24 protein-coding genes and 1 pseudogene are annotated in these 17,539 nt (G+C 59.3%); 11 read left to right on the top strand and 14 right to left on the bottom strand.

Translation table 11 applies throughout. The features are described 5' to 3' along the window. Nucleotides 1-96 precede the first annotated feature (96 nt). A complete protein-coding gene (locus tag LOY34_RS13660) occupies nt 97-990 on the top strand; it encodes a LysR family transcriptional regulator (RefSeq protein WP_195884147.1) in 894 nt (297 codons plus the stop codon). Nucleotides 991-1,144: 154 nt separating this feature from the next. Further along, nucleotides 1,145-1,354, top strand: coding sequence for a hypothetical protein (locus LOY34_RS13655; protein ID WP_195884146.1), 210 nt, complete (start codon nt 1,145-1,147; stop codon nt 1,352-1,354). Between the two features lie 548 nt (nt 1,355-1,902). Here the strand turns inward: LOY34_RS13655 and LOY34_RS13650 are convergent. From LOY34_RS13650 to LOY34_RS13635, 4 genes and pseudogenes are all read right to left on the bottom strand, one after another. After that, complete coding sequence (locus tag LOY34_RS13650; RefSeq protein WP_195884145.1) at nt 1,903-2,205, bottom strand: hypothetical protein; 303 nt, start codon at nt 2,203-2,205, stop codon at nt 1,903-1,905. Between the two features lie 823 nt (nt 2,206-3,028). Beyond that, nucleotides 3,029-3,268, bottom strand: a pseudogene (locus LOY34_RS13645) (site-specific integrase); the annotation flags it as partial. An 86-nt stretch (nt 3,269-3,354) separates the two neighbouring features. Further along, nucleotides 3,355-4,170: a diaminopimelate epimerase gene (dapF, locus tag LOY34_RS13640; protein ID WP_195884144.1), complete on the bottom strand. Its 816-nt coding sequence runs from the start codon at nt 4,168-4,170 to the stop codon at nt 3,355-3,357. A 195-nt stretch (nt 4,171-4,365) separates the two neighbouring features. Beyond that, entirely contained in the window at nt 4,366-5,100 is a 735-nt protein-coding gene (locus LOY34_RS13635; RefSeq protein ID WP_195884143.1) for a hypothetical protein, read from the bottom strand. On the opposite strand from LOY34_RS13635, the gene LOY34_RS13630 reads away from it, so the two are divergent. After that, nucleotides 5,099-5,359, top strand: coding sequence for a hypothetical protein (locus LOY34_RS13630; RefSeq protein ID WP_195884142.1), 261 nt, complete (start codon nt 5,099-5,101; stop codon nt 5,357-5,359). The two genes, LOY34_RS13635 and LOY34_RS13630, sit on opposite strands and share 2 nt — an antisense overlap. 2 nt (nt 5,360-5,361) lie before the next feature. Here the strand turns inward: LOY34_RS13630 and LOY34_RS13625 are convergent, their stop codons facing one another. Then, nucleotides 5,362-5,595, bottom strand: a complete 234-nt coding sequence (locus LOY34_RS13625; RefSeq protein ID WP_195884141.1) for a hypothetical protein — start codon at nt 5,593-5,595, stop codon at nt 5,362-5,364. A gap of 145 nt (nt 5,596-5,740) precedes the next feature. Here LOY34_RS13625 and LOY34_RS13620 point away from each other — a divergent pair, with 145 nt between their 5' ends. Beyond that, nucleotides 5,741-5,947 (top strand): DUF6434 domain-containing protein, encoded by a 207-nt coding sequence (locus LOY34_RS13620; RefSeq protein ID WP_123566651.1) that lies wholly within the window; start codon nt 5,741-5,743, stop codon nt 5,945-5,947. Here LOY34_RS13620 and LOY34_RS13615 read toward each other — a convergent pair. Further along, complete coding sequence (locus tag LOY34_RS13615) at nt 5,883-6,326, bottom strand: hypothetical protein (protein ID WP_195884140.1); 444 nt, start codon at nt 6,324-6,326, stop codon at nt 5,883-5,885. The genes LOY34_RS13620 and LOY34_RS13615 overlap by 65 nt on opposite strands. A gap of 110 nt (nt 6,327-6,436) precedes the next feature. Between LOY34_RS13615 and LOY34_RS13610 the strand changes: the two genes are divergently transcribed. The 5 genes from LOY34_RS13610 to LOY34_RS13590 are packed head-to-tail and all read left to right on the top strand — an operon-like array spanning nt 6,437 to nt 9,575. Next, complete coding sequence (locus tag LOY34_RS13610) at nt 6,437-7,165, top strand: molecular chaperone (protein WP_230090858.1); 729 nt, start codon at nt 6,437-6,439, stop codon at nt 7,163-7,165. Between the two features lie 26 nt (nt 7,166-7,191). Continuing rightward, complete coding sequence (locus tag LOY34_RS13605) at nt 7,192-8,184, top strand: fimbrial protein (RefSeq protein ID WP_195884139.1); 993 nt, start codon at nt 7,192-7,194, stop codon at nt 8,182-8,184. A 47-nt stretch (nt 8,185-8,231) separates the two neighbouring features. Further along, nucleotides 8,232-8,579: a hypothetical protein gene (locus LOY34_RS13600; RefSeq protein ID WP_195884138.1), complete on the top strand. Its 348-nt coding sequence runs from the start codon at nt 8,232-8,234 to the stop codon at nt 8,577-8,579. Between the two features lie 30 nt (nt 8,580-8,609). Further along, the gene (locus LOY34_RS13595) at nt 8,610-9,035 is read left to right on the top strand and encodes a VOC family protein (RefSeq protein WP_195884137.1); all 426 of its coding nucleotides are present in this window, start codon (nt 8,610-8,612) and stop codon (nt 9,033-9,035) included. Nucleotides 9,036-9,047: 12 nt separating this feature from the next. Continuing rightward, the gene (locus LOY34_RS13590; protein WP_195884136.1) at nt 9,048-9,575 is read left to right on the top strand and encodes a DUF2867 domain-containing protein; all 528 of its coding nucleotides are present in this window, start codon (nt 9,048-9,050) and stop codon (nt 9,573-9,575) included. Nucleotides 9,576-9,584: 9 nt separating this feature from the next. On the opposite strand, the gene LOY34_RS13585 is transcribed toward LOY34_RS13590, so the two are convergent. The 4 genes from LOY34_RS13585 to LOY34_RS13570 form a co-directional block, all read right to left on the bottom strand. Next, on the bottom strand, nt 9,585-9,866 hold the full coding sequence (locus LOY34_RS13585; RefSeq protein WP_195884135.1) for a hypothetical protein: 282 nt from the start codon (nt 9,864-9,866) through the stop codon (nt 9,585-9,587). A gap of 78 nt (nt 9,867-9,944) precedes the next feature. Continuing rightward, complete coding sequence (locus tag LOY34_RS13580) at nt 9,945-10,271, bottom strand: DUF2388 domain-containing protein (RefSeq protein ID WP_045201922.1); 327 nt, start codon at nt 10,269-10,271, stop codon at nt 9,945-9,947. A 15-nt stretch (nt 10,272-10,286) separates the two neighbouring features. Then, the gene (locus LOY34_RS13575) at nt 10,287-10,625 is read right to left on the bottom strand and encodes a hypothetical protein (RefSeq protein ID WP_195884134.1); all 339 of its coding nucleotides are present in this window, start codon (nt 10,623-10,625) and stop codon (nt 10,287-10,289) included. A gap of 63 nt (nt 10,626-10,688) precedes the next feature. After that, complete coding sequence (locus tag LOY34_RS13570) at nt 10,689-11,210, bottom strand: DUF3016 domain-containing protein (protein WP_195884133.1); 522 nt, start codon at nt 11,208-11,210, stop codon at nt 10,689-10,691. An 85-nt stretch (nt 11,211-11,295) separates the two neighbouring features. Between LOY34_RS13570 and LOY34_RS13565 the strand changes: the two genes are divergently transcribed. Further along, nucleotides 11,296-11,991: a metallophosphoesterase gene (locus LOY34_RS13565; RefSeq protein WP_230090857.1), complete on the top strand. Its 696-nt coding sequence runs from the start codon at nt 11,296-11,298 to the stop codon at nt 11,989-11,991. Here the strand turns inward: LOY34_RS13565 and LOY34_RS13560 are convergent. From LOY34_RS13560 to LOY34_RS13550, 3 genes are all read right to left on the bottom strand, one after another. Continuing rightward, the gene (locus LOY34_RS13560) at nt 11,969-12,595 is read right to left on the bottom strand and encodes a LysE family translocator (protein ID WP_195884131.1); all 627 of its coding nucleotides are present in this window, start codon (nt 12,593-12,595) and stop codon (nt 11,969-11,971) included. The genes LOY34_RS13565 and LOY34_RS13560 overlap by 23 nt on opposite strands. Nucleotides 12,596-12,674: 79 nt before the next feature. Next, nucleotides 12,675-13,484, bottom strand: coding sequence for an AraC family transcriptional regulator (locus tag LOY34_RS13555; protein ID WP_258663175.1), 810 nt, complete (start codon nt 13,482-13,484; stop codon nt 12,675-12,677). Between the two features lie 107 nt (nt 13,485-13,591). After that, nucleotides 13,592-14,323 (bottom strand): hypothetical protein, encoded by a 732-nt coding sequence (locus LOY34_RS13550; RefSeq protein ID WP_045201935.1) that lies wholly within the window; start codon nt 14,321-14,323, stop codon nt 13,592-13,594. A gap of 305 nt (nt 14,324-14,628) precedes the next feature. Between LOY34_RS13550 and LOY34_RS13545 the strand changes: the two genes are divergently transcribed. Continuing rightward, the gene (locus tag LOY34_RS13545) at nt 14,629-15,255 is read left to right on the top strand and encodes a LysE family translocator (protein ID WP_258663174.1); all 627 of its coding nucleotides are present in this window, start codon (nt 14,629-14,631) and stop codon (nt 15,253-15,255) included. Here the strand turns inward: LOY34_RS13545 and LOY34_RS13540 are convergent. Next, a complete protein-coding gene (locus tag LOY34_RS13540) occupies nt 15,252-17,480 on the bottom strand; it encodes an autotransporter outer membrane beta-barrel domain-containing protein (RefSeq protein ID WP_258663173.1) in 2,229 nt (742 codons plus the stop codon). The two genes, LOY34_RS13545 and LOY34_RS13540, sit on opposite strands and share 4 nt — an antisense overlap. Nucleotides 17,481-17,539: the final 59 nt, after the last annotated feature.

Raw genomic sequence — 17,539 nt, 5'->3', positions numbered from 1 at the left:
GGACAGGAGGCATTGTCGTAAAATAAATAGGCCTTGATTAGCTAATTAATGCTTAAAGCCGCTATAACTTCTGCTACTTAATCAGAGGATGGGCACATGCCTCGGCATAACTTCAACGACCTCCAGGCTTTCGTGACCGTGGCTCGCGAAGGTAGCTTCACGCGTGCAGCAGCGCACCTGGGCGTTACCCAGTCGGCCGTCAGTCAGGTGGTGTCAGGGCTGGAGGCACGGTTACAGATTCGCCTGCTCACACGCACCACCCGCAGTGTTTCGCTGACGGCTGCTGGTGAACGGTTAATGGAAGCTATCGGCTACCGCTTCGATGAAATCGAAGCCGAGCTGGATGCCTTGACCGAGCTGCGCGACAAACCGGCGGGCACGGTACGTATCACCTGTGGTGACAACATCATCAAGACGACCTTGCTGCCCAAGCTGATACCCGTACTGGAGGCCTATCCGGATATCAAGCTCGAATTCGATATCAACTACGGCTTCCGTGACATCGTGGCTGAGCGCTTCGATGCTGGTGTGCGCTTCAGCGGGACGGTTGCTCAGGACATGATCGCTGTACGCATCGGCGGCGATCTGCGCATGGCAGTAGTGGCGGCCCCCAGCTATTTCGCCCAGCACCCCATCCCCACGCACCCCAATGATCTGGCTGCGCATCGCTGCATCGATATCCGTTTTCCAACCTATGGTGGAGTGGATGCCTGGGAGTTCGAGCGCAAAGGCAAAAAGCTGAGGGTGAGGGTCGAAGGGCAACTGGTGTTCAACACCACGACCCATATTGCGGACGCAGCCGTCGGCGGCCTGGGAATCGCCTATCTACCCGAAGACGAGTTCGCCCCCCACCTTGAAGAGGGCCGGTTGATTAGTGTGCTAGAGGACTGGTGCGAGCCGTTTTCCGGCTATCACCTCTACTATCCCAGCCGTAGACAACCATCGCCTGCCTTCGCCCTGGTGCTCGAAGCGTTGCGAGTAACGAGGTAGAGCCAAAATGACGGATTGGCTCCATATCTTTTCCTCGATGTCCGCTTTTGGCCGGAAGGTGACACTGGTGGTCATCGCTGATCTGGTTGATCCGTAGCGAAGCCCGAATGGCCGTTGACCTATACTGCTCTGATCAAATAGCCGGAGCAGCAGCGTGAAGAAGACCCTGGCAGGAATTATCGAGGCTGGTGAGCCACTGATACAACAGGCCATTGATGCGCAGCGTCGCTACCAAGCAGCTGTGGACGCTGGCCAGCCAGGAGAGGAAATCGAGCGCCTGCGGCTGGAGGCTGAGTCGCTGTACCAGGCGGTCACCGAATACCAGCTGCGGTCGCTTGGCGGACCTGCGCGCACGCTGCACTAAGCGCTAACCCTGCGGCGGCATTGCACCCCAGTTGGCAGGGCAGCGTGGGTGATGCAGGAACCATCGAACTCAGTCGAGAAACTGGACAAGCTGTTCTCAATTTACGCAGAGACCTCATCGTCGACAAAGCAGCCTTGAGGGCGGCGCAGACGTATATCAGGGAGTCTGCCAGCGACCCTAGGAGGCTCGGGTTTCGCTTTGTCTTTTTGCGGCCAGCTCTTTTTGACGGTTCCTCTTATCCAATCGGTAACCCCACCAGAGTGTGGCAATACCGAAAACGACCAGCAGTGCTATTTGATATATAGGCACTATTTTCTCCTTAAAAAATTAGACACGCAGAAGGATTTGGCAGCGTCGTACAGAATTTTTCCGAAGCGCTCAAGTGCGTGACGAGTGGGCGGCGATTTGACGGGGGCTATCGAAAAGAACTGCGAGCAGGCCTGTGGTGGCCTGCTGCAATATCGCTCAGGAGTGGCGAGAGTAATAGTGGTTTTCCTGGTTGTTCTTATAGGTTTTTAGGTTACTACTCTCTTTAGGTCGCTGTGTTATTATTCAGATGCGCCTCGGCAGCTCCCGCAGCGCCATCCTTTATAAAGCTCTGACTTCTCAAGGGCTGTAACCAATTCACGACCGCCTATAGTATTTTGGCAGTTGTTATGTTTTTCATTTGGTTTTTTCGTTCCCTCGCATTTTTTTTGCAGGAAGGGGCTTACCACTGCCTGTTGCTTTGACGAAAGCGCTCTAAACCCCTTGTCGACGGCTAGCTGGGCGTAGCTTTGTACGCTTGGCTTTTCACCTTGTAATGCGTTCTGCGCGATAAGGGCCGAGAAAATCTCTCGCTCGATAGTCATTCGTTAATCCTTTATTCAACCAACAAGTTTGCTCGTGCTACTTCTTGTTCTGAGCAATGCGAAAGCATACGTTACCATTGGGTGGGGTTTTAATGAACTGGGTTTCCATCCAGCTATAGAAGGCAAGGCTTCTCATTCTTCGTCAATAAATGTTGTTTTCTTGGTGTTTAGAGTATTTCAAGAGGCCTTTGTTACAATTTATTTCTTGTTCGTTGAAAGGGGGAATTTTAATTTCTGCTTTAATGGGGATAGTGTGGTGAGCGAAATCGCCTGTGTTTCTCGATAGATTTAAGGGTGACGATATTTTTTATGAGCTTCTATTTTTTATAAGAGATGCACTGTGCTAATAGTAAGGGCCGCTATTTTTCTCTTGCGGGCTGTCAACCAAATTCGCACGAAGGAGCTTGGTCTACAGCCCGCTGGTCTACGACACTTCTTGTGGGGGCGGGAATGGCCTTGTCCGAACCGCAGCCCCGTATTTACTGGCGCTTTTCGTAGGAGCGGGCTGCTGATCTTGCTGGATCTGGGCGGCTGTGTTGCGCAGGCTCAACCGGAGGCCCGCTTCGTGCGCGTCGAAGTGCCGGTTCAGGTGCCTTGCCACGCGCCAGATGACGGGGTGCCGACGTGGGCAGTTGCAGGGCTGCGCAAGAACGCCAGAGGAGGGGTGATGCTGATACCAATTTTGATACCAATGGGTGCGCTTGGGTGGGTGCTGATGGGGGATTTCGCCCAATGAAATCAACGCATTGGCACCCGCTAACACCCATGCAGGACTGCATGGTGATGTTAGCGGTGGAGATCAAAGGGCTTACCTATCAATAGCTTATGTGACGTCTTCGCAGCTGCGGACCAATTTCGGACCAATCTGGAGCTTTTCCAGCTCCTGCCAGTCATTGGACGAGTTTATCCAGCGTGCATACGTCGATAAGAGCATCTGCACGCTATGCCCGAGCTGTTGGGCGATAAATGCGGGGTTGAGGCCAGACATTAAGCATATTGTCGCATAGGTGTGACAGCAGTTGTATGGCCGCCGGTAGCCGATCCCCAATTCCTTGAGGATTGGCCGTCATTGGTGGTGCAGATAACCTCATGCCAGTGAAAAATTCGAACTCGTAGAACGCGGCATGAATCGAGCGGCCTGCCTGAAAATCAGGCTTTTAACAAAGCATCCGCGATTGTTCCGGAAAAAGTCGTCTCTACCGGCCCGCAGAGAAAGACTGATCCCACGCCGTCCCATTGAACCGTTACGGCTCCACCGTCACATTCAACTTCAACGCAATTGTCTAACAAGCCACGACGAATGCCGTTCACCGCGGCGCCACAAGCGCAGGAGCCTGAACCCAGCGGGATACCACCCCCGCGTTCCCAAATTCGCAACCGGATGTGCTTTCGGTCAATGACCTGCACGAAATGCACGTTCGTCCTGAGCGCAAACAAGGACGTGGTTTCAATTGTCGGCCCAATCGACGCAACCTCAACGGCTGTCAGATCATCGACAAAATAGGTGCAGTGCGGATTTCCCATGCCACAGGCTGTTGGGCTCCCCGGCAGTGGCAATAGCAAAGTATCCATTTCCATAGCCAGAGGAACATCTGACCAGCCCAAAAGCGGCTTTCCCATGTCTACAGAAACGCCGCCGGTTGAGGTTCGCTTGCACGTTAGCAAGCCACGCTTGGTTCGCAGTATTACTGAAGTCTTTTGGGCGCTACGCATCAACATATCCGCGGCACCGCGCGTTGCGCTGCCACAAACGTCCAGCGGTGAGCCATCCGCATTCCAGAATTTCAAACGCGCATCTGCGTCATCGCAATCGAGCATCACCGCAAGTTGATTGAAGCCGACTCCTCGGTTCCGATCGCCCATTCGCCGAGCCAAATTGCTGGTAACCGGACTGAGTGAATTTCGCGAGTCTACGATGACGAAATCATCACCATTGGCGTGCATTTTATGAAAGCTTAACGGCATAATTTGGCCTGACTTCGAGACGTGTGATGAATTAACGCGTTGAAGCGATCTACCCCTATTTGCATTACTATTGCAAGACTCATTAGGCAGATGCGTTTGGCAGGCAGGATAGGTTGTTATGCACGGTGGTGATGAAGCCAGGCCTTGACCTGAAGATCAAAGGCCGTTGTTTTACCAACGGCCTTTTCCTTCCTGTCAGATTTTCGGTTTTACGTTCTTCGCTTGCTCATCAGACAGTTTCTTGTTTCGATCGGCTTCGGCGTTAGCATCACGCGCAGCCAGCTCGTCAAACATCGATTTGACGTCGATGATGGACACTGTGTAGTGAGGCACCATTTCGTCTGGTTGTTCCGAAGCGCCAACCTGGATGATTTTCCCGCAGGTCGGGCTAAACGATTGCGGCGCCGGAAACGACACACCGGGAATGTTGCTGCTGGCGCTGCGCACGCCCTTGCATGGACCCTCTGAGCTGGGACCAAAGTACTGTTTCCCGTCGCGGTCGTACTGCCAGACAAGGCCGAGCGACATCATCTGGGTAATGTTCGACGGTTTACCGAACTTTTCAGTCAAGGCAGCTTTAAGTGCCTCTGTCTTGATGCGCGACCCGTCTTCGAAGCGTTGAACACGCGCAATGAACCACACTTTCCCGGCATCATTCTGCAGCGCTGCAAACTCGTCAGAAGGCCCCCCCGGATTGCTGAGGCCGGTTCCTTTGAGTCGGTCTGCTGTAACTGCTGTAACGCCGGCTTCCTTGCCGTCACGCAGCATCAATGGCGAAAGCTTGAAGTTTGGATTTGCCTCTGCAATGGCTTCTTTGGCGACAGCCAACGAGGATCCAAGGGCGACGCCGGAAATGTCATCTGCGGCCAGAACAGCCGTGCAGGTTAACGTGGCGAGAAGGGCGACGATGCCCGAACGTTGAAAACGCATGAGAAATAGTCCTTATCAAAAATCAGCATACCTGCAAGGTATGCATGCTGCTCCTGTTGCGCAGTGCGGCGTGGCCGCGCCGAATATTAACATCAACCTGCCGGAACAGTGTCAATGCTGGCGCGCATTCAGGGGGCAAGACAAAGGCTTCGATGCGTATCAGGTGAAGGCGATTCGGGCGAATCGATCTGGTGAGATAAATCCGAAATTCAAAGCACGCCAGGGCGGGGCCAAGAACAGGAATAGAGGCAAGGGCTGAGGCTAGCGTTGCTCACCGCGCACAGTGACCCTGATGCCCGTGGCCACAATCTCGTACTCCGTTTCGGAAATCTGTTTCACCTCACCGCCGAACTGCATCTCGAAATGCTTGCGGCCCTCATGGCGAACCATGCCGTGAGATGAGCGCTCAACGGTCTCGTCCTGATAAATGTTGATCACGTACTGCACGTTGTCGGTGCCGACACCCATGAGCTTGCCAACATATTTATCTGCCATGTTCGAACTCCTTGCGTGAAACCTCAAGGTAGCGGGTACTGGCAGATCTATCCACTGCCTTGCACGGTGCAGATCACTCTGCTGGTGTTTTGTCGCCCGGGCAGTGCTAGGCTTTGGGCGAACCACGCCATCCAGGGAACAGCAAATGAGCTTCGACTGGCACGCAGGGCCGATTACCCGTAGTACGCCGCTGGACAAGCATTATCGCAATACCCAGGAGGTCCGGCGGTTTCTGACTGGCCAGTGCGGGGCGTCATTCAAGTTCGATCGGGCCTTCATGGCCTGGATTAAAACGGCGGATCCTCTGACGATGGGCGACGTGGCGGATGAGTGGACGCGGACTCACCGTTGATCTGATCCTGGCGTTTGCCGATTCGGGCCACGGTATGGACAATGGCGCGGCGCATCAACTGGCACTCATCGTCCGAATCGATATCTGATCCTTCAGTCCAGTCGTCGGGGTTGTTTCCGTAAAGGTCCCTCGGCATCGCGCAGAGAAACGCGCAATCGATATGAATACCCAGTTTCACCGCCAGGCGCAGGGCATCGCCATCATCCACCAGTGGGTTCCACAACACTTGGCGTTGCTCAACGCGCAGCAGAAAACCCTGTTCAGCGACCCTCGGGTGCCCGGCAATGCCTGGCCACGCGTCTGTCCAGCCGATGAGTTCATAGTCGGCAGCCCTGGCCGCCAGTTTCAGTAATTCCCGGTCCGTTGCCACAGTATTCATGCTTGCTGCTCCTTCAGAGCTGCACATGATACCCATGTTGCCCGCGCCCTGTGATTGCCTTTAGGAATCGTCTGATACAGACCTGCCACCGGCCAGGCCAGAATCGGTGCATGACTTTCGATCCCCGCATCCCTCAACTTGTGCGCACGCTCAAAACCCTTGCTGGCATCTTACTGGCGCTAATGGCCAGCGCTTCGGCACGGGCCGAGATTACCTTCGACGGCTTTACCCGGTTCGTTTTCGAGGGCACGCAGAAGCAGTTGCCGCTGATTATCGTCAACCAGGGCAATGAGCCTGCGCTGGTGCAGGTCAAGCTCGGCTGGGGCGACAAGCAGGACAGCCGCGAGTTGCCCATGGCCGTGTCGAAACCCTTGTTGCTGATACCCGCCAACAGCAAGGCATCGACCGACATTCTCTATCAGGGGCAGGGCCTGCCTGAGGACCGCGAGTCGTTCTTGTTGCTGAAGGTGCTGCAAATTCCGAAAAAGACCGCCGACAGCAACGCCATGGCGATTGCCCTGCAGCACAACCTCAAGTTGTTCTACCGGCCGCAATTGCCCGGCTCGGTCAAGCAGGCTGTGGAGCAGTTGCGCTGGTCTGCAAGCGCAGCCGGCAGCTATGCAGCGCGCAACGATTCGCCGTACTACCTGACCCTGACCGAGGTCGGTTTGCTTGATCATTCAGGCGCCGCCTGCGGCAAGGTCATTGATCATCTGATGATTGCGCCGTTTTCAACCTATTCATTGCCCGTGAGTGGCTGCGACCGGCCCGTCGGCCAAGTGGCGTACGCCTTTATCAGCGACGCCGGGCTGGCCCATGTGCGTCGAAGCGAGCTGTAGTTGTGATTAATCCGGAAGGCGTTGCCATGTTTAGCAGACAGTTACTTTTTATTGGCGTTTTGTTTTTTTTGAGCATTCCTGATAGCTATGCATTGAAGTGCCAGAAGAGCGGTTCGGCGCTAATCAATGATACGACCACCATTACCGATACCACCGCCATTCCCAACTCGTTGCCTGCAGGTACGGTGCTCTGGCGACAACCGACGCAACGCATCGATGTCGAGTGCTGGGTGGATATTCAAGGCAGCCCTGGCGAGGACATTTACTTTTACATGAACCCGAACAGGGTGGACCTGGGCAAGGACATCGAAATCGGTGTTACCTATGAAGGCAAGGATTACCTGTATTCATCGCTCAGTGGCGGAAAACTCAAAATCGGCTGGTGGGTCTATGGTTGCCCAGCCAACGATAACTGTGGCTGGGAAAAAGAAAGCAAGTCGATGACCTACTCGTTGTTTTTCGTCAAGAAGTCACCTGCAGGGGATAACAAGGAAGGGCCCATTACCTCGCTTGCCAACTACCGGGCTTTTCAGTTCGATGGAGTAGGCGGTGTGCGGCCCGGCGAGAGCTACAACGTCACCGTCAACGGCCTGAACAAATTCCGCTACCTGCCTTGCGAGTCCTCGATCAATATCCAGCCGAGTGTCATTAACTTCGGCGCGATCCGCACCTCGGGCGCCAAGGTCGGTGCAACGATCAAGGAGGTGCCGTTCACCATCACCGAACAGCGCACCTGCAATGCCGCCTATGGCCTGGGCGGTTATCTGGAGCCGTTGACCGCGACCTTGAACGCGGCGCAGGACACGCTGATTCCGAACGACAACAAATCGGTGGGCATCAGCCTGATCAACGAAGACGATCAACGTGCGTTGTTTTTCAAGAAGGAGTTCTTGCTGACCCCCAAGACCACCTCGACCACCAACTCCCACAACTTACTGGCGCGCCTGAAATGGATGAGCGCGACGCCGACCTTCGGTGAGTTCAACGCCGGCGCGACCCTGGATATTTTCTACAAGTAAGCCGCAGGGCTGTTGTAGACTCGCCGCTTTGCCAGGGAGGCGCAGCGGTGTATCGGTATCTTTACTGGGTTGCATTTGTGCTACTGACCGGCTGCAGCACGCAGGTGGCGCCGGTCATCGACGCGTCGTTGCTGCCGGTATATAGCCCGCAATTGCACACCAATACTTACCAGCGCTGGGGTGAAGAGGGCGTGCAACGCATCAGCCGCGCCCAGCGCCAGGCGCTGTACGCCATCGCCCGCCAGCCGGCCTGTGACCAGGTCACGTTTCTGGCCCTCACCGAGACCATGAGCCAGCCACCGGCAACCATCGTGACCTTCGTTGAATGCCGCAACCTCTGGCGCTTCTACATCGACCAGGATGCCCGTGTGCTCAGCAGCGAGCACCGGGGCTAGGCCACTCTTTACCTTTATAGGGATATCCCGATGTTCAAGATGAACGCACTGGTGCCGGAACTGATTGTCAGCGACCTGCAGCGCAGCCTTAAGTTTTACTGCGACATTGGCGGTTTTGCGCTGGAGTACCAACGCCCCGAGGACAAGTTCGCCTTCCTGTCGCGGGGCAACAGCCAGATCATGCTCGAGCAGGACTGGCGCAGCGAGTCACCCTGGCGCGTCGGCCCGCTTGAAGCGCCTTTTGGCCGAGGCCTGAACCTGCAAATCCTCTGTGAAGACGCCACTGCACTGGCCGGCGCATTCGAGGCCGCCGGCTACCCGTTGCGGCGTGGGGTGGAGGATCACTGGTACCGCAGTGATGAGCGTGAAGCCGGCCAGCGCAATTTCCTGATTCAGGACCCGGATGGCTACTTGCTGCGGTTTTTCCAGGACCTCGGCTTTCGCCCCTGCCCATAAGGAAACACGCCGATGGACAAGCCCATCAAAGCCTGTGCGGTTCCGGGTAACGCACGCATCCACCTGCAACTGGCCGGCGCCGATTTCGTCGATGCGCAGCGGGCGCAGGTGGCAAACGCCGAGCGCACGGCGCTGGGCCATTTCTTGCGGTTGATGAGCAGCATGCCGGGCTGGATCGACAACCTGATGGTGCTGCGCAATCGCCTGGTTCGGTTGTGCGGCCTGAAAGACCTGGGGCGTTTGTCGAGGGTCGACCTTGAGCGCGACGAGGGGTCTTACCGGGTCGATGAACGCATCGGTATTTTCACCCTGATCAGCAACAACCCCGACGAAGTGCTGCTGGTCGATCGCGACAAGCACCTGGACGTGTACATCTCCCTGCTGCGGCTACCCTTGGGCGCCGACAACCGCCGCGAGATCGTGGTGTCCACCGTGGTGCACACGCACAATCGTCTCGGGCGCTTGTACATGCTGCCGGTCGCGCCGTTTCACCGGTTTATCGCGCCCATTGCCCTCAAGCGCTTGATCCGCGCCAGGTAGAGGCTGGTCTCAGACGAAACCTTGGCCGGCAAACCCGCGTGGCAACCGCTGGCGACCGGGCAGGGCGCTCAGGCGCTCGACCCAGGCACTGCGCCAGTCGCTGGCGGCGTGCTGGGTGCTGGTCCTGCGTGCGCGTCGGGCGGCATTGCGCTGGTCTTTGCGTGCGGTCTTGAACGCATCGGTGTTGCGGCAGCTACGGCATTTGACCCGATTGAGTTCGCTGGTGGCGACCAGGTTTTTACCGTGGTGTCCGCAGGCCAGGTGGCCGGCGGTCTTGAAGTGAGTGACCATGGGGATCCTCCTCGGCACTGTTGCTCAACAACAGGCTCTAAGGGTTGGACCGCTTGGGCAGGGTCAGGTTCGGCGCCGCTAGAGGGTGACGATGGCCAGGGCCAGTTGCATGTCGCTCATCGGCCGTGGGCCGCTGCCGGCCCGGTATTCCTGCACCGCCCGTTCGAAGGCGACGCCACGTATGGCGCCGTCGGAGCCGACGAACGCGGTGGCGTCATCCTTGGCCGACTTGAACAGCGCCGGCGCACCGGTGGTGGTGATAAACGGGCTGGCCACGACGACGCTGACGCCAATTGCCACCACCATGGTGCTGCGTTCGATCGGGTTCTCGATCGGTTCACCGGCCCAGGCCGGCGTTGCCAGCCCCAGCACTACCAGCAGTGCTGCAATCTTGCCCACGTCCATGTTAATGCCGCTCCGTTACTTGAGAGGGGTGTTGCGTGAAACTGTGTGACGGTTGTATGACGGATAGCGGCGCATTTTCGTCACCGCCCAGCACAGCAGCAGGCCGGCGATCAGCAAGGCGCCGGCAAACCACAGGTTGAACAACAGGGCCCGGTGGAATTCTTCTGGCTGCAGGTCGGCGTAGTAGGTGATGTAGCCGGAGCCCGTGCGACCACCTCGGGGCATGCGGACCCAGCCGCGTTCCTGGTCTATCCAGTACGACAGGGTCAGCCATAAGGCGCCGGTCAGCGCGGCGACGGCCAGGGCCAGTACTCCCAGGTCGTTGCTATCCCACGGGCGAGAGTGTTTGCGCATGAGCGTCCTTGCTTGCGGGCCGTCCTCTGACGGCTGGAAAACCGCCAGCATAACAGCTGATGGCTAAAAGCCCGAAGTCTGGTGCTGCACGCTGAACTGCTTGCGAAACCACGCCTGGAGCATGGCCTTTTCGGCATACAGGCGGTCGCTGTCGGCGCGCCAGCCCGGGCGCTGCAGGTAGAACTTGTCGCTCACATGGGCATCGGCCTGGCTGACAACCTGGCCGGGTTGCGACAGGGCATAGTGCAGGTCGATACTGGGCCAGGTGACGTCACGCATGATCCGCACTGAATAGGCATTGGCCCGCCAGGGTTCATACTGGCCCGCCAGGTCGATATCGCGGATGTCGATGCGCAGGCTCTGGCCGGGCGCCAGGTAACGCTGGCCGAGCTTGACCAGGTAGGCGCTCAGCTCCTTCATCACATAGGCATCGGCACCGCGTGGGTAGCCGTTGCTGTCGAGGCTGGCGTCGCGAAAGTGTTCGGGTTTGTCGAAGGTGACTTCGACGTTGGGCGTGGCCGCCGGTTGCGCCAGGCTGTTGCAGGCCAAAAGGCTCAAGGTGGCCAGGGTCAGGGCAGGGCGCATGATTCACCTCCAGGTGCAGCCTTGCGCAGTGTGCTGCACAGGCTTCATTGTACGCCTGTACGGATTGAAAACAGAGGAGTCGGCAGTGCGCAGGATCGAGCGGTTTACAGCCAACAGGCGCGGGCGGGACGTTGCCGTGGGCGATATCCATGGGCATTTTTCACGCCTGCAGGAGCGGCTGGCAGCTATTGGCTTCGATCCGGCGGTAGACCGCCTGTTCAGCGTTGGCGACCTGGTCGACCGCGGCCCTGAGTGCCCGCTGGCCCTGGAGTGGCTGGCCAAGCCGTGGTTTCACGCGGTGCAGGGCAACCATGAAGCCTTGGCGATCACCCACGTTGATGGCGGCACCCTCGACTACAGCCAGTACCGCGCCGCCGGCGGCGGCTGGTTCCTGGCCCTGGACAGCGATGAACAGGCGCGCTTTGCCGAGCGCTTTCGGCGCCTGCCGCTGGCCCTTGAGGTCGAAACCACAGACGGGCTGATCGCCCTGCTGCATGCCGATTGCCCGTTCCGCCATTGGTCGCAATTACGCGAGCTGCTGGTGAGCACGCCACCGAGCGAGGTCCAGGAAGTTTGCCAATGGTCGCGCAAGCGCCTGGCTGCCGGCGATGAGACGCCCGTTGAGGGGCTGCGGGCGTTGGTGGTCGGGCACACCCCGCAGCGTGAGGTGCGGGTGCTGGGTAATATCTGGCATATCGACACCGGCGGCTGGGCCAGCGGCCAGTTCAGCCTGCTCGACCTCGCCAGCCTCACCGTGCTCAACGCCAGGCCAGGTGAATGATCACCCCCAGCGCCAGCAACATCAGCACCACCCCCGACACCCGCTCAAGCCACGGCAGCAGCCGGGCAAAGCGCCGGCGTACCCGCAGGTTGCCAATGGCCGCGGCCACCAGCACATCCCACAGCAACACCGCGCTGAACATCCACAGGCCATACAGCCATTTCCAGCCTGCACTGGCCTGGCTGGCCGCGACCATGCTGGCCAGGCTGACATAGAACAGCGCGTTCTTCGGGTTGAGAATCCCCGAGACAAAGCCCATCACCAGGCCCTGAAACCACGGGTTCTTTAGCAGTACAGGGGCATCGCCCACCTGGGTCAGGGCGCTGGCACCGGCATGGCGCAGGAACAGCACGCCCAGGTACAGCAAATAGGCGCAACCGGCCAACTGGATGATGACAAACAGCGTGCTGTCCGGGCGCAGCGCTGACACTCCGGCAAAGGCCGCGACAATAAACACGCAGTTGGCCACGGCAATGCCCAGGCAGGCGCCGGTTGCCTTGAGCCAGCCGGCGCTCATGGAGGTGCGCGCGACCAGGAAAAAATCCGGGCCGGGTGACAGCAAGGCAAGAAAGTGCGCGGCGGCAATGAGTAAAAACTGTTCCATCGGTTTTGGACTTCTTCAGCAAGAGGGTTGCTGATTGTCCGTAGCGGCTGCAGCGCCTGTATTGAAGAAAATTGCGCGCTCAGCTGCGGTACAGGCCAGGCGTCACCCCGGTATGGGCCTTGAACACCCGCTGGAAGTGGCTCTGGTCGGCAAAACCCAGGCGGTAGGCAATGTCGGCCATGTCCTGGCCCTTGCGCAGCCACTGGCGGGCACGGTTGATGCGCAGGTTCAACTGCCAGGCATGGGGAGTGAGGCCGGTGGCGGCGCGAAACGCCCGGATCAGTTGGTAACGGCCCATGCCGGCGCTGCTCGCCAGTTCGCCCAGCGACAGGTTGCTGGCGTCTTCCTGGGCAAGGCGCTCGAGCAAGGGTTCGAGGCTGCGGTCAAGCGCCTGAGCTGTGGTGGCTGGCGCCTGATCATCATGATCACCGATGAACTCGATCAGCGCGGCCTCTTTCACACCGGCGCAGGCCTCGGAGAACAGCAAGTCGTTGAGCCGGGTAAAGCGCTCATAGGTAGAAGGATTGCGGGTGATCTGCGCAGGCCTTGCCTGAACCTGCGGGGCCAGGGCCGACTCCAGGCGCAGGGCCTGCAGCCAGCCGGCGTCCAGGTGGAGCATCTGGTAGCTCCAGCTCAGCCCGGGTTCAGGGTTGCAGGCATGCACGCAGTGCGCCGGGACGAACACCAGGGTGCCGGGCAACAGGCGCGTTTGCCCTTTGCCTGCGCCGGTGAACACACTGCAGCCCTGATCGACCGCGCCAATCGAGAACGTCGGATGGCTGTGCGCCTTGTAGCAGGCACGGCTGTCGCAGGCGCGGCGGCTCTCGACAAAGGGCAGGGCCGGGTCACGCCAGAACAGGGTAGGGTTTTTGCCGGTTGCCCGCAGCATCACGTTAGCCTCAAAGGGGCGAAGCCTGCAGCTTATCCGCAATCCACCGGCTAAAACAAACGCCCCTCACGTTGCCGGGAGGGGCGTTTGCGCAAGCTCAGGCGAAATTACATGGACTGCAAGGCGATGCTGGCCGATTGCGAGTCTTGCGCACTATCGGCATCCATCCACACCCATTGGCTGCCATCGCCCTGCAGGGTATTGGTGATGCTCTGCAAGCTGGTTGGCAGGATGGTCACGACGCCAGCGGTCTTGGCGGTTGGCCCGATGGAGGTGATCTGGCCCGACAACAAGCCGTTGGAGGTTTCATTGATCACGTAGACGACGGCCTTTTCCTCGCGGAACTGGCAGGAGACGAACTGAGTGATCTTGCTGGCAATCGTCAGGCTCATCCATTTTGACGGTGGCACTGCGTAGTAGCGGCTGTACTTGCTGAACGGGTAGAGCTCGCCATTGGCCTGCAACGCCTGGTTGTTCAAGCCGGCGGTGTTGATCGGCATACTGACGCTACCGAGCCAGATATCCACCTGGGCCAGGCCGCTGTTGGGGGCAATCGACACCGAGACTGTCTGGGTATCCGTACCCGAGACAAACCCTATTGAGGCAAGGCCGGCGTTGGCGGTGGTGCCAGGCACGGTGATCGGGCAAGGCGGCTGGCTGTTGCTCCAGTTCACATTGACCGTGGCGCTGGTCTGGTTCTGCGCCGAGTTGTAGATGAAGATCCCGTACAACTGCCCCGGGCTCAGGGTGGTGCAGGTGGCGGTATCGCCGGCATTGAGGGTAAGACGTTGGCCACCGTTCCAGTTGGTCTGGGTGGCGAGTACACCGATGCTTTCCATGGAAATGTCCTTTTCCTAGCGTTGACAGGGCAGGTGACGGTGCGCTGCGTTCCTGTGTGCAGCCTCCGTGCACCCGGGCACTCATGTGCCAGAGGGAGGTATAGCCAAGCCGAAGGTGAGTACTGATATTGTTTTGCTATCAGTGGTGGCGCGGGTTCAAGCGAATCGCTTTAGCCTCAAGCCAAGTGCTTGTTGCCAAAGGGGCAGGGTGCATTGCCAGGCACACAGTTTTTTCCCTCAGCTGTACCTTGACCCGGCAACTGTGTGCGCGGGAATCTTGTCGCTCCTGTCACCGGAGAGCCCCCATGGACCTGTCCACCCTCGCGCTGTTCATCCCGGCCTGTTTTGCCCTGAACATGGCCCCTGGCCCGAACAACCTGCTGTCACTGAACAACGCCAGCCGTTACGGCCTGCGCATTGCCTGTGTGGCAGGCATCGGCCGGTTGCTGGCCTTTGCCGGGATGATCGTGCTGGCAGCCATGGGCCTGGCAGTGGTGCTGCACACCAGCGAGTACCTGTTCTTGCTGGTCAAGGTGCTGGGCGCAGCCTACCTGTTCTACATCGCCTGGCAGCTGTGGCGCGCGCCAGTGGGCGAGGCGCTGGCGGCTGACAGCCAACGCCGCGGTACCTTGCGCCTGGCGCGCCAGGAGTTCTGGGTGGCGGCGGGCAACCCGAAGGCGATCCTGATCTTCACCGCCTTCCTGCCGCAGTTTGTCAGCGTCGCCGGCCCGGTGCCGGTGGCCGAGCAGTTCGCCTGGCTAGGCGGGTTGTTCCTGCTGCTGGAGTGGCTGGCCATTGCGATTTATGCCTGGCTGGGTGCTTACCTGCAGCGCTGGTTCAGCCAGCCCGGGCCACGCCGGTTGTTCAACCGGGTCAGTGCCACGCTGCTGGGTTGCGCCGGCATCGGCTTGCTGGCAGCGCGGCGTGCCTAGTAGCTGATGCGTATTCCCAGGTTGGCACCGACGCGCTCCTGCTGGCGGCTGTCGAGGTTGCTGGCGTAGTCGATGCCCAGATGCACACTGAACTGCTTATGCAACTGCGCCACCAGTCCGGTGCCGACTTCAAGGGACGTTGAGCGATAATCGGTCCGGACCTGGTCGACACCGGCGAAGACCAGCGAGTCGTGCCCGCCATCGGCGTGCCAGATGTTAGTTTGCAGGTAAGCCTGCAGGGGCGTCGTGCCTGCTCGCAAGTTACCCTCAAGACGCAGCCCCAGGCGGCTGCTCACTTCGGTCCGGGTATCGAAACTGACCGTCGATACACCATCTTGCACCTTGTCCAGGCTGACCTTCTGCACCAGCACTTGTGCCTGGGGCTCCAGGCTCCATTGGCTGGACAAGGCAAACGGCCGGCCCACCTCCAGCGAGCTACCCCAGGCATGGCCGTCGAGGTCGATTTTTTCGCCGTCCTCCGAGCGCGCGCGGCCGTCCAGGTCGGTGTACTGCACGACCATATCGAGGTAACCGTGTTGCGGTCCGATCAGCGTCCAGTACACCCCGGCGCTGTCGCCATCGAGCCTGAGGTCACCGACCGGGCGATCCGCAAATCCCTGCGCATAGCCTTTGACATCACCGTTCAAACGGCTGTGGCCGACATAAACACCAATGTGCTGGCGGTAGTCTGCGGCGCTGGGCGAGGCAAACAGGTCCTGGCCTGCCTTGTAGCCATAAAGATTGCCATCCAGGCTGGGGCTCACCGAGCCGGACCAGCTTTGATGAAAGCTGTAGCCATGGGCTTGCGCCCAACTGGCGGCCAAGGCGCCCTGTTCACTGAGCAGGCGCTGGTCGCCCTGGCGTTGATGGAAAGTACCGAGGTTGAATTGTCCGATCAACGCTGCGGCGCGAGGCGCAGCGGCATACAGTGAGGCCTGCGATCGGTACAGCGGGATGACCTGACCGGGGATCGCCCGGGGCAGTTCGGCGAGTCCCGGGGCCGGTGCGGCCAAGGGCGGCGGGCGGCCGTCAGCAGGCGCGACCAACGCCGAACTCAGGTACCAATTGTTCTCGCTGCCGGGCGTTACCCCTCCTTTGAACAGGCGATAGTCGAAAGCCCCGGCCGACAGGCGCTGGGTCTGGGTAAAGGCGGTATCGGTACTGGTTGCACCATTGGCGGCCTCGACCACCAGGATGCCGTCCTGGCGGGTCAGCCCGCCCGGGCCGTGAAGATTGGTGACCAGCAGGGCGGTATCGCCAGAAATCGCCCCCTGGCTGATAACCAGGCGATCTGAAGGCGAGTCGTCAGCGCCTAGTACGGTGTTCACCGCCAGCCTGCCTTCGTTGCCGAAATAGTTGCCGATGACGGTCAGGCGCCCCAGGCCATCGCCGCTGTTGCGCAAGTCAACCAGGCCGGTGTTGCCCAGGCGCGCGTTCAGGCCGGCAGCAAAGGGCCGGATCACACCGGTGCTTGAGAACAGCGTGCTTTCTCTGCCGATGAATAGATCGCCCGTGCCGGTGGCAACATCGATCGGGCCTCCGCCGTCGCCAAGAACCAAGGTGTCGTTGAGTGTGTAGTGGCTGACGAAGCCAAGGCTGATGCTCTCCCAGTTGGTGTACAACGCTCCGTTTGTGGGAAAGCTGTTCTGGAAATGCAACTCATCGCGTGCAGCGCCGCCATTGAAGGGCACGAACAACTGCTCGGCCCGCAGGTTGACCATCAGCACCTGGTCGGTGGTGTCGCCCATGTCGACGCTGCCGTACAGTTGGCCGCCTTTCCAGTTGAAGTGATCGTTCTCGGGGCCGGTGGAAACGTTGCCGTGAATCTCGCCACCTTCGAAGGAAATCAGGTCGATACCCTTGCCGGTGATCAGGTTGCCGCCGAGCACAGTGCCGCGAAACACCAAAAAATCATGGCCATCACCGGTGATCAGATCGCCGTCGATGGACCCGCTGGTGAGCGCTACATCACCGTTGCCGGGCTGCAACTCTATGCGGCCGATACGCCCGCCCCGCAGGGCAACGCTATTACCGTTGGCAAAAGTGCCGACGATGTGGCCGCCGGTCATGATCAAAAGGTCCCGCCCGTCGCCCTGATCCAGCGACTGTACCGTACCGCCGCTCATGGTCAGGGTATCGGCCTGCGGGGTCTGCACGATGTCGCCGAAGACGTCGCCGTCGACCACGACGCGATCTTCGGCCTCGGCATCCAGGGCAAACGTCATCCAGGGAAGGACTCCCAAGGTCAAGAACAGTGGCACTCGCATCAGACCCGCTCCCTTGG

It is taken from the genome of Pseudomonas sp. B21-009, assembly GCF_024749345.1.
Taxonomy (GTDB): domain Bacteria; phylum Pseudomonadota; class Gammaproteobacteria; order Pseudomonadales; family Pseudomonadaceae; genus Aquipseudomonas.
The sequence above is the reverse complement of the archived record's forward strand: the minus strand, read 5'-3'. Positions and strand labels throughout refer to the sequence as shown.

What these genes read in the sequence shown, in the direction of transcription:
- LOY34_RS13660 (WP_195884147.1), top strand. Translation starts at nt 97, where the DNA reads ATGCCTCGGCATAACTTCAACGACCTCCAGGCTTTCGTGACCGTGGCT.
- LOY34_RS13650 (WP_195884145.1), bottom strand. Translation starts at nt 2,205, where the DNA reads ATGACTATCGAGCGAGAGATTTTCTCGGCCCTTATCGCGCAGAACGCA.
- dapF (WP_195884144.1), bottom strand. Translation starts at nt 4,170, where the DNA reads ATGCCGTTAAGCTTTCATAAAATGCACGCCAATGGTGATGATTTCGTC.
- LOY34_RS13630 (WP_195884142.1), top strand. Translation starts at nt 5,099, where the DNA reads ATGAGAAATAGTCCTTATCAAAAATCAGCATACCTGCAAGGTATGCAT.
- LOY34_RS13635 (WP_195884143.1), bottom strand. Translation starts at nt 5,100, where the DNA reads ATGCGTTTTCAACGTTCGGGCATCGTCGCCCTTCTCGCCACGTTAACC.
- LOY34_RS13625 (WP_195884141.1), bottom strand. Translation starts at nt 5,595, where the DNA reads ATGGCAGATAAATATGTTGGCAAGCTCATGGGTGTCGGCACCGACAAC.
- LOY34_RS13620 (WP_123566651.1), top strand. Translation starts at nt 5,741, where the DNA reads ATGAGCTTCGACTGGCACGCAGGGCCGATTACCCGTAGTACGCCGCTG.
- LOY34_RS13615 (WP_195884140.1), bottom strand. Translation starts at nt 6,326, where the DNA reads ATGAATACTGTGGCAACGGACCGGGAATTACTGAAACTGGCGGCCAGG.
- LOY34_RS13610 (WP_230090858.1), top strand. Translation starts at nt 6,437, where the DNA reads ATGACTTTCGATCCCCGCATCCCTCAACTTGTGCGCACGCTCAAAACC.
- LOY34_RS13605 (WP_195884139.1), top strand. Translation starts at nt 7,192, where the DNA reads ATGTTTAGCAGACAGTTACTTTTTATTGGCGTTTTGTTTTTTTTGAGC.
- LOY34_RS13595 (WP_195884137.1), top strand. Translation starts at nt 8,610, where the DNA reads ATGTTCAAGATGAACGCACTGGTGCCGGAACTGATTGTCAGCGACCTG.
- LOY34_RS13590 (WP_195884136.1), top strand. Translation starts at nt 9,048, where the DNA reads ATGGACAAGCCCATCAAAGCCTGTGCGGTTCCGGGTAACGCACGCATC.
- LOY34_RS13585 (WP_195884135.1), bottom strand. Translation starts at nt 9,866, where the DNA reads ATGGTCACTCACTTCAAGACCGCCGGCCACCTGGCCTGCGGACACCAC.
- LOY34_RS13580 (WP_045201922.1), bottom strand. Translation starts at nt 10,271, where the DNA reads ATGGACGTGGGCAAGATTGCAGCACTGCTGGTAGTGCTGGGGCTGGCA.
- LOY34_RS13575 (WP_195884134.1), bottom strand. Translation starts at nt 10,625, where the DNA reads ATGCGCAAACACTCTCGCCCGTGGGATAGCAACGACCTGGGAGTACTG.
- LOY34_RS13570 (WP_195884133.1), bottom strand. Translation starts at nt 11,210, where the DNA reads ATGCGCCCTGCCCTGACCCTGGCCACCTTGAGCCTTTTGGCCTGCAAC.
- LOY34_RS13560 (WP_195884131.1), bottom strand. Translation starts at nt 12,595, where the DNA reads ATGGAACAGTTTTTACTCATTGCCGCCGCGCACTTTCTTGCCTTGCTG.
- LOY34_RS13555 (WP_258663175.1), bottom strand. Translation starts at nt 13,484, where the DNA reads ATGCTGCGGGCAACCGGCAAAAACCCTACCCTGTTCTGGCGTGACCCG.
- LOY34_RS13550 (WP_045201935.1), bottom strand. Translation starts at nt 14,323, where the DNA reads ATGGAAAGCATCGGTGTACTCGCCACCCAGACCAACTGGAACGGTGGC.
- LOY34_RS13545 (WP_258663174.1), top strand. Translation starts at nt 14,629, where the DNA reads ATGGACCTGTCCACCCTCGCGCTGTTCATCCCGGCCTGTTTTGCCCTG.
- LOY34_RS13540 (WP_258663173.1), bottom strand. Translation starts at nt 17,480, where the DNA reads ATGACGTTTGCCCTGGATGCCGAGGCCGAAGATCGCGTCGTGGTCGAC.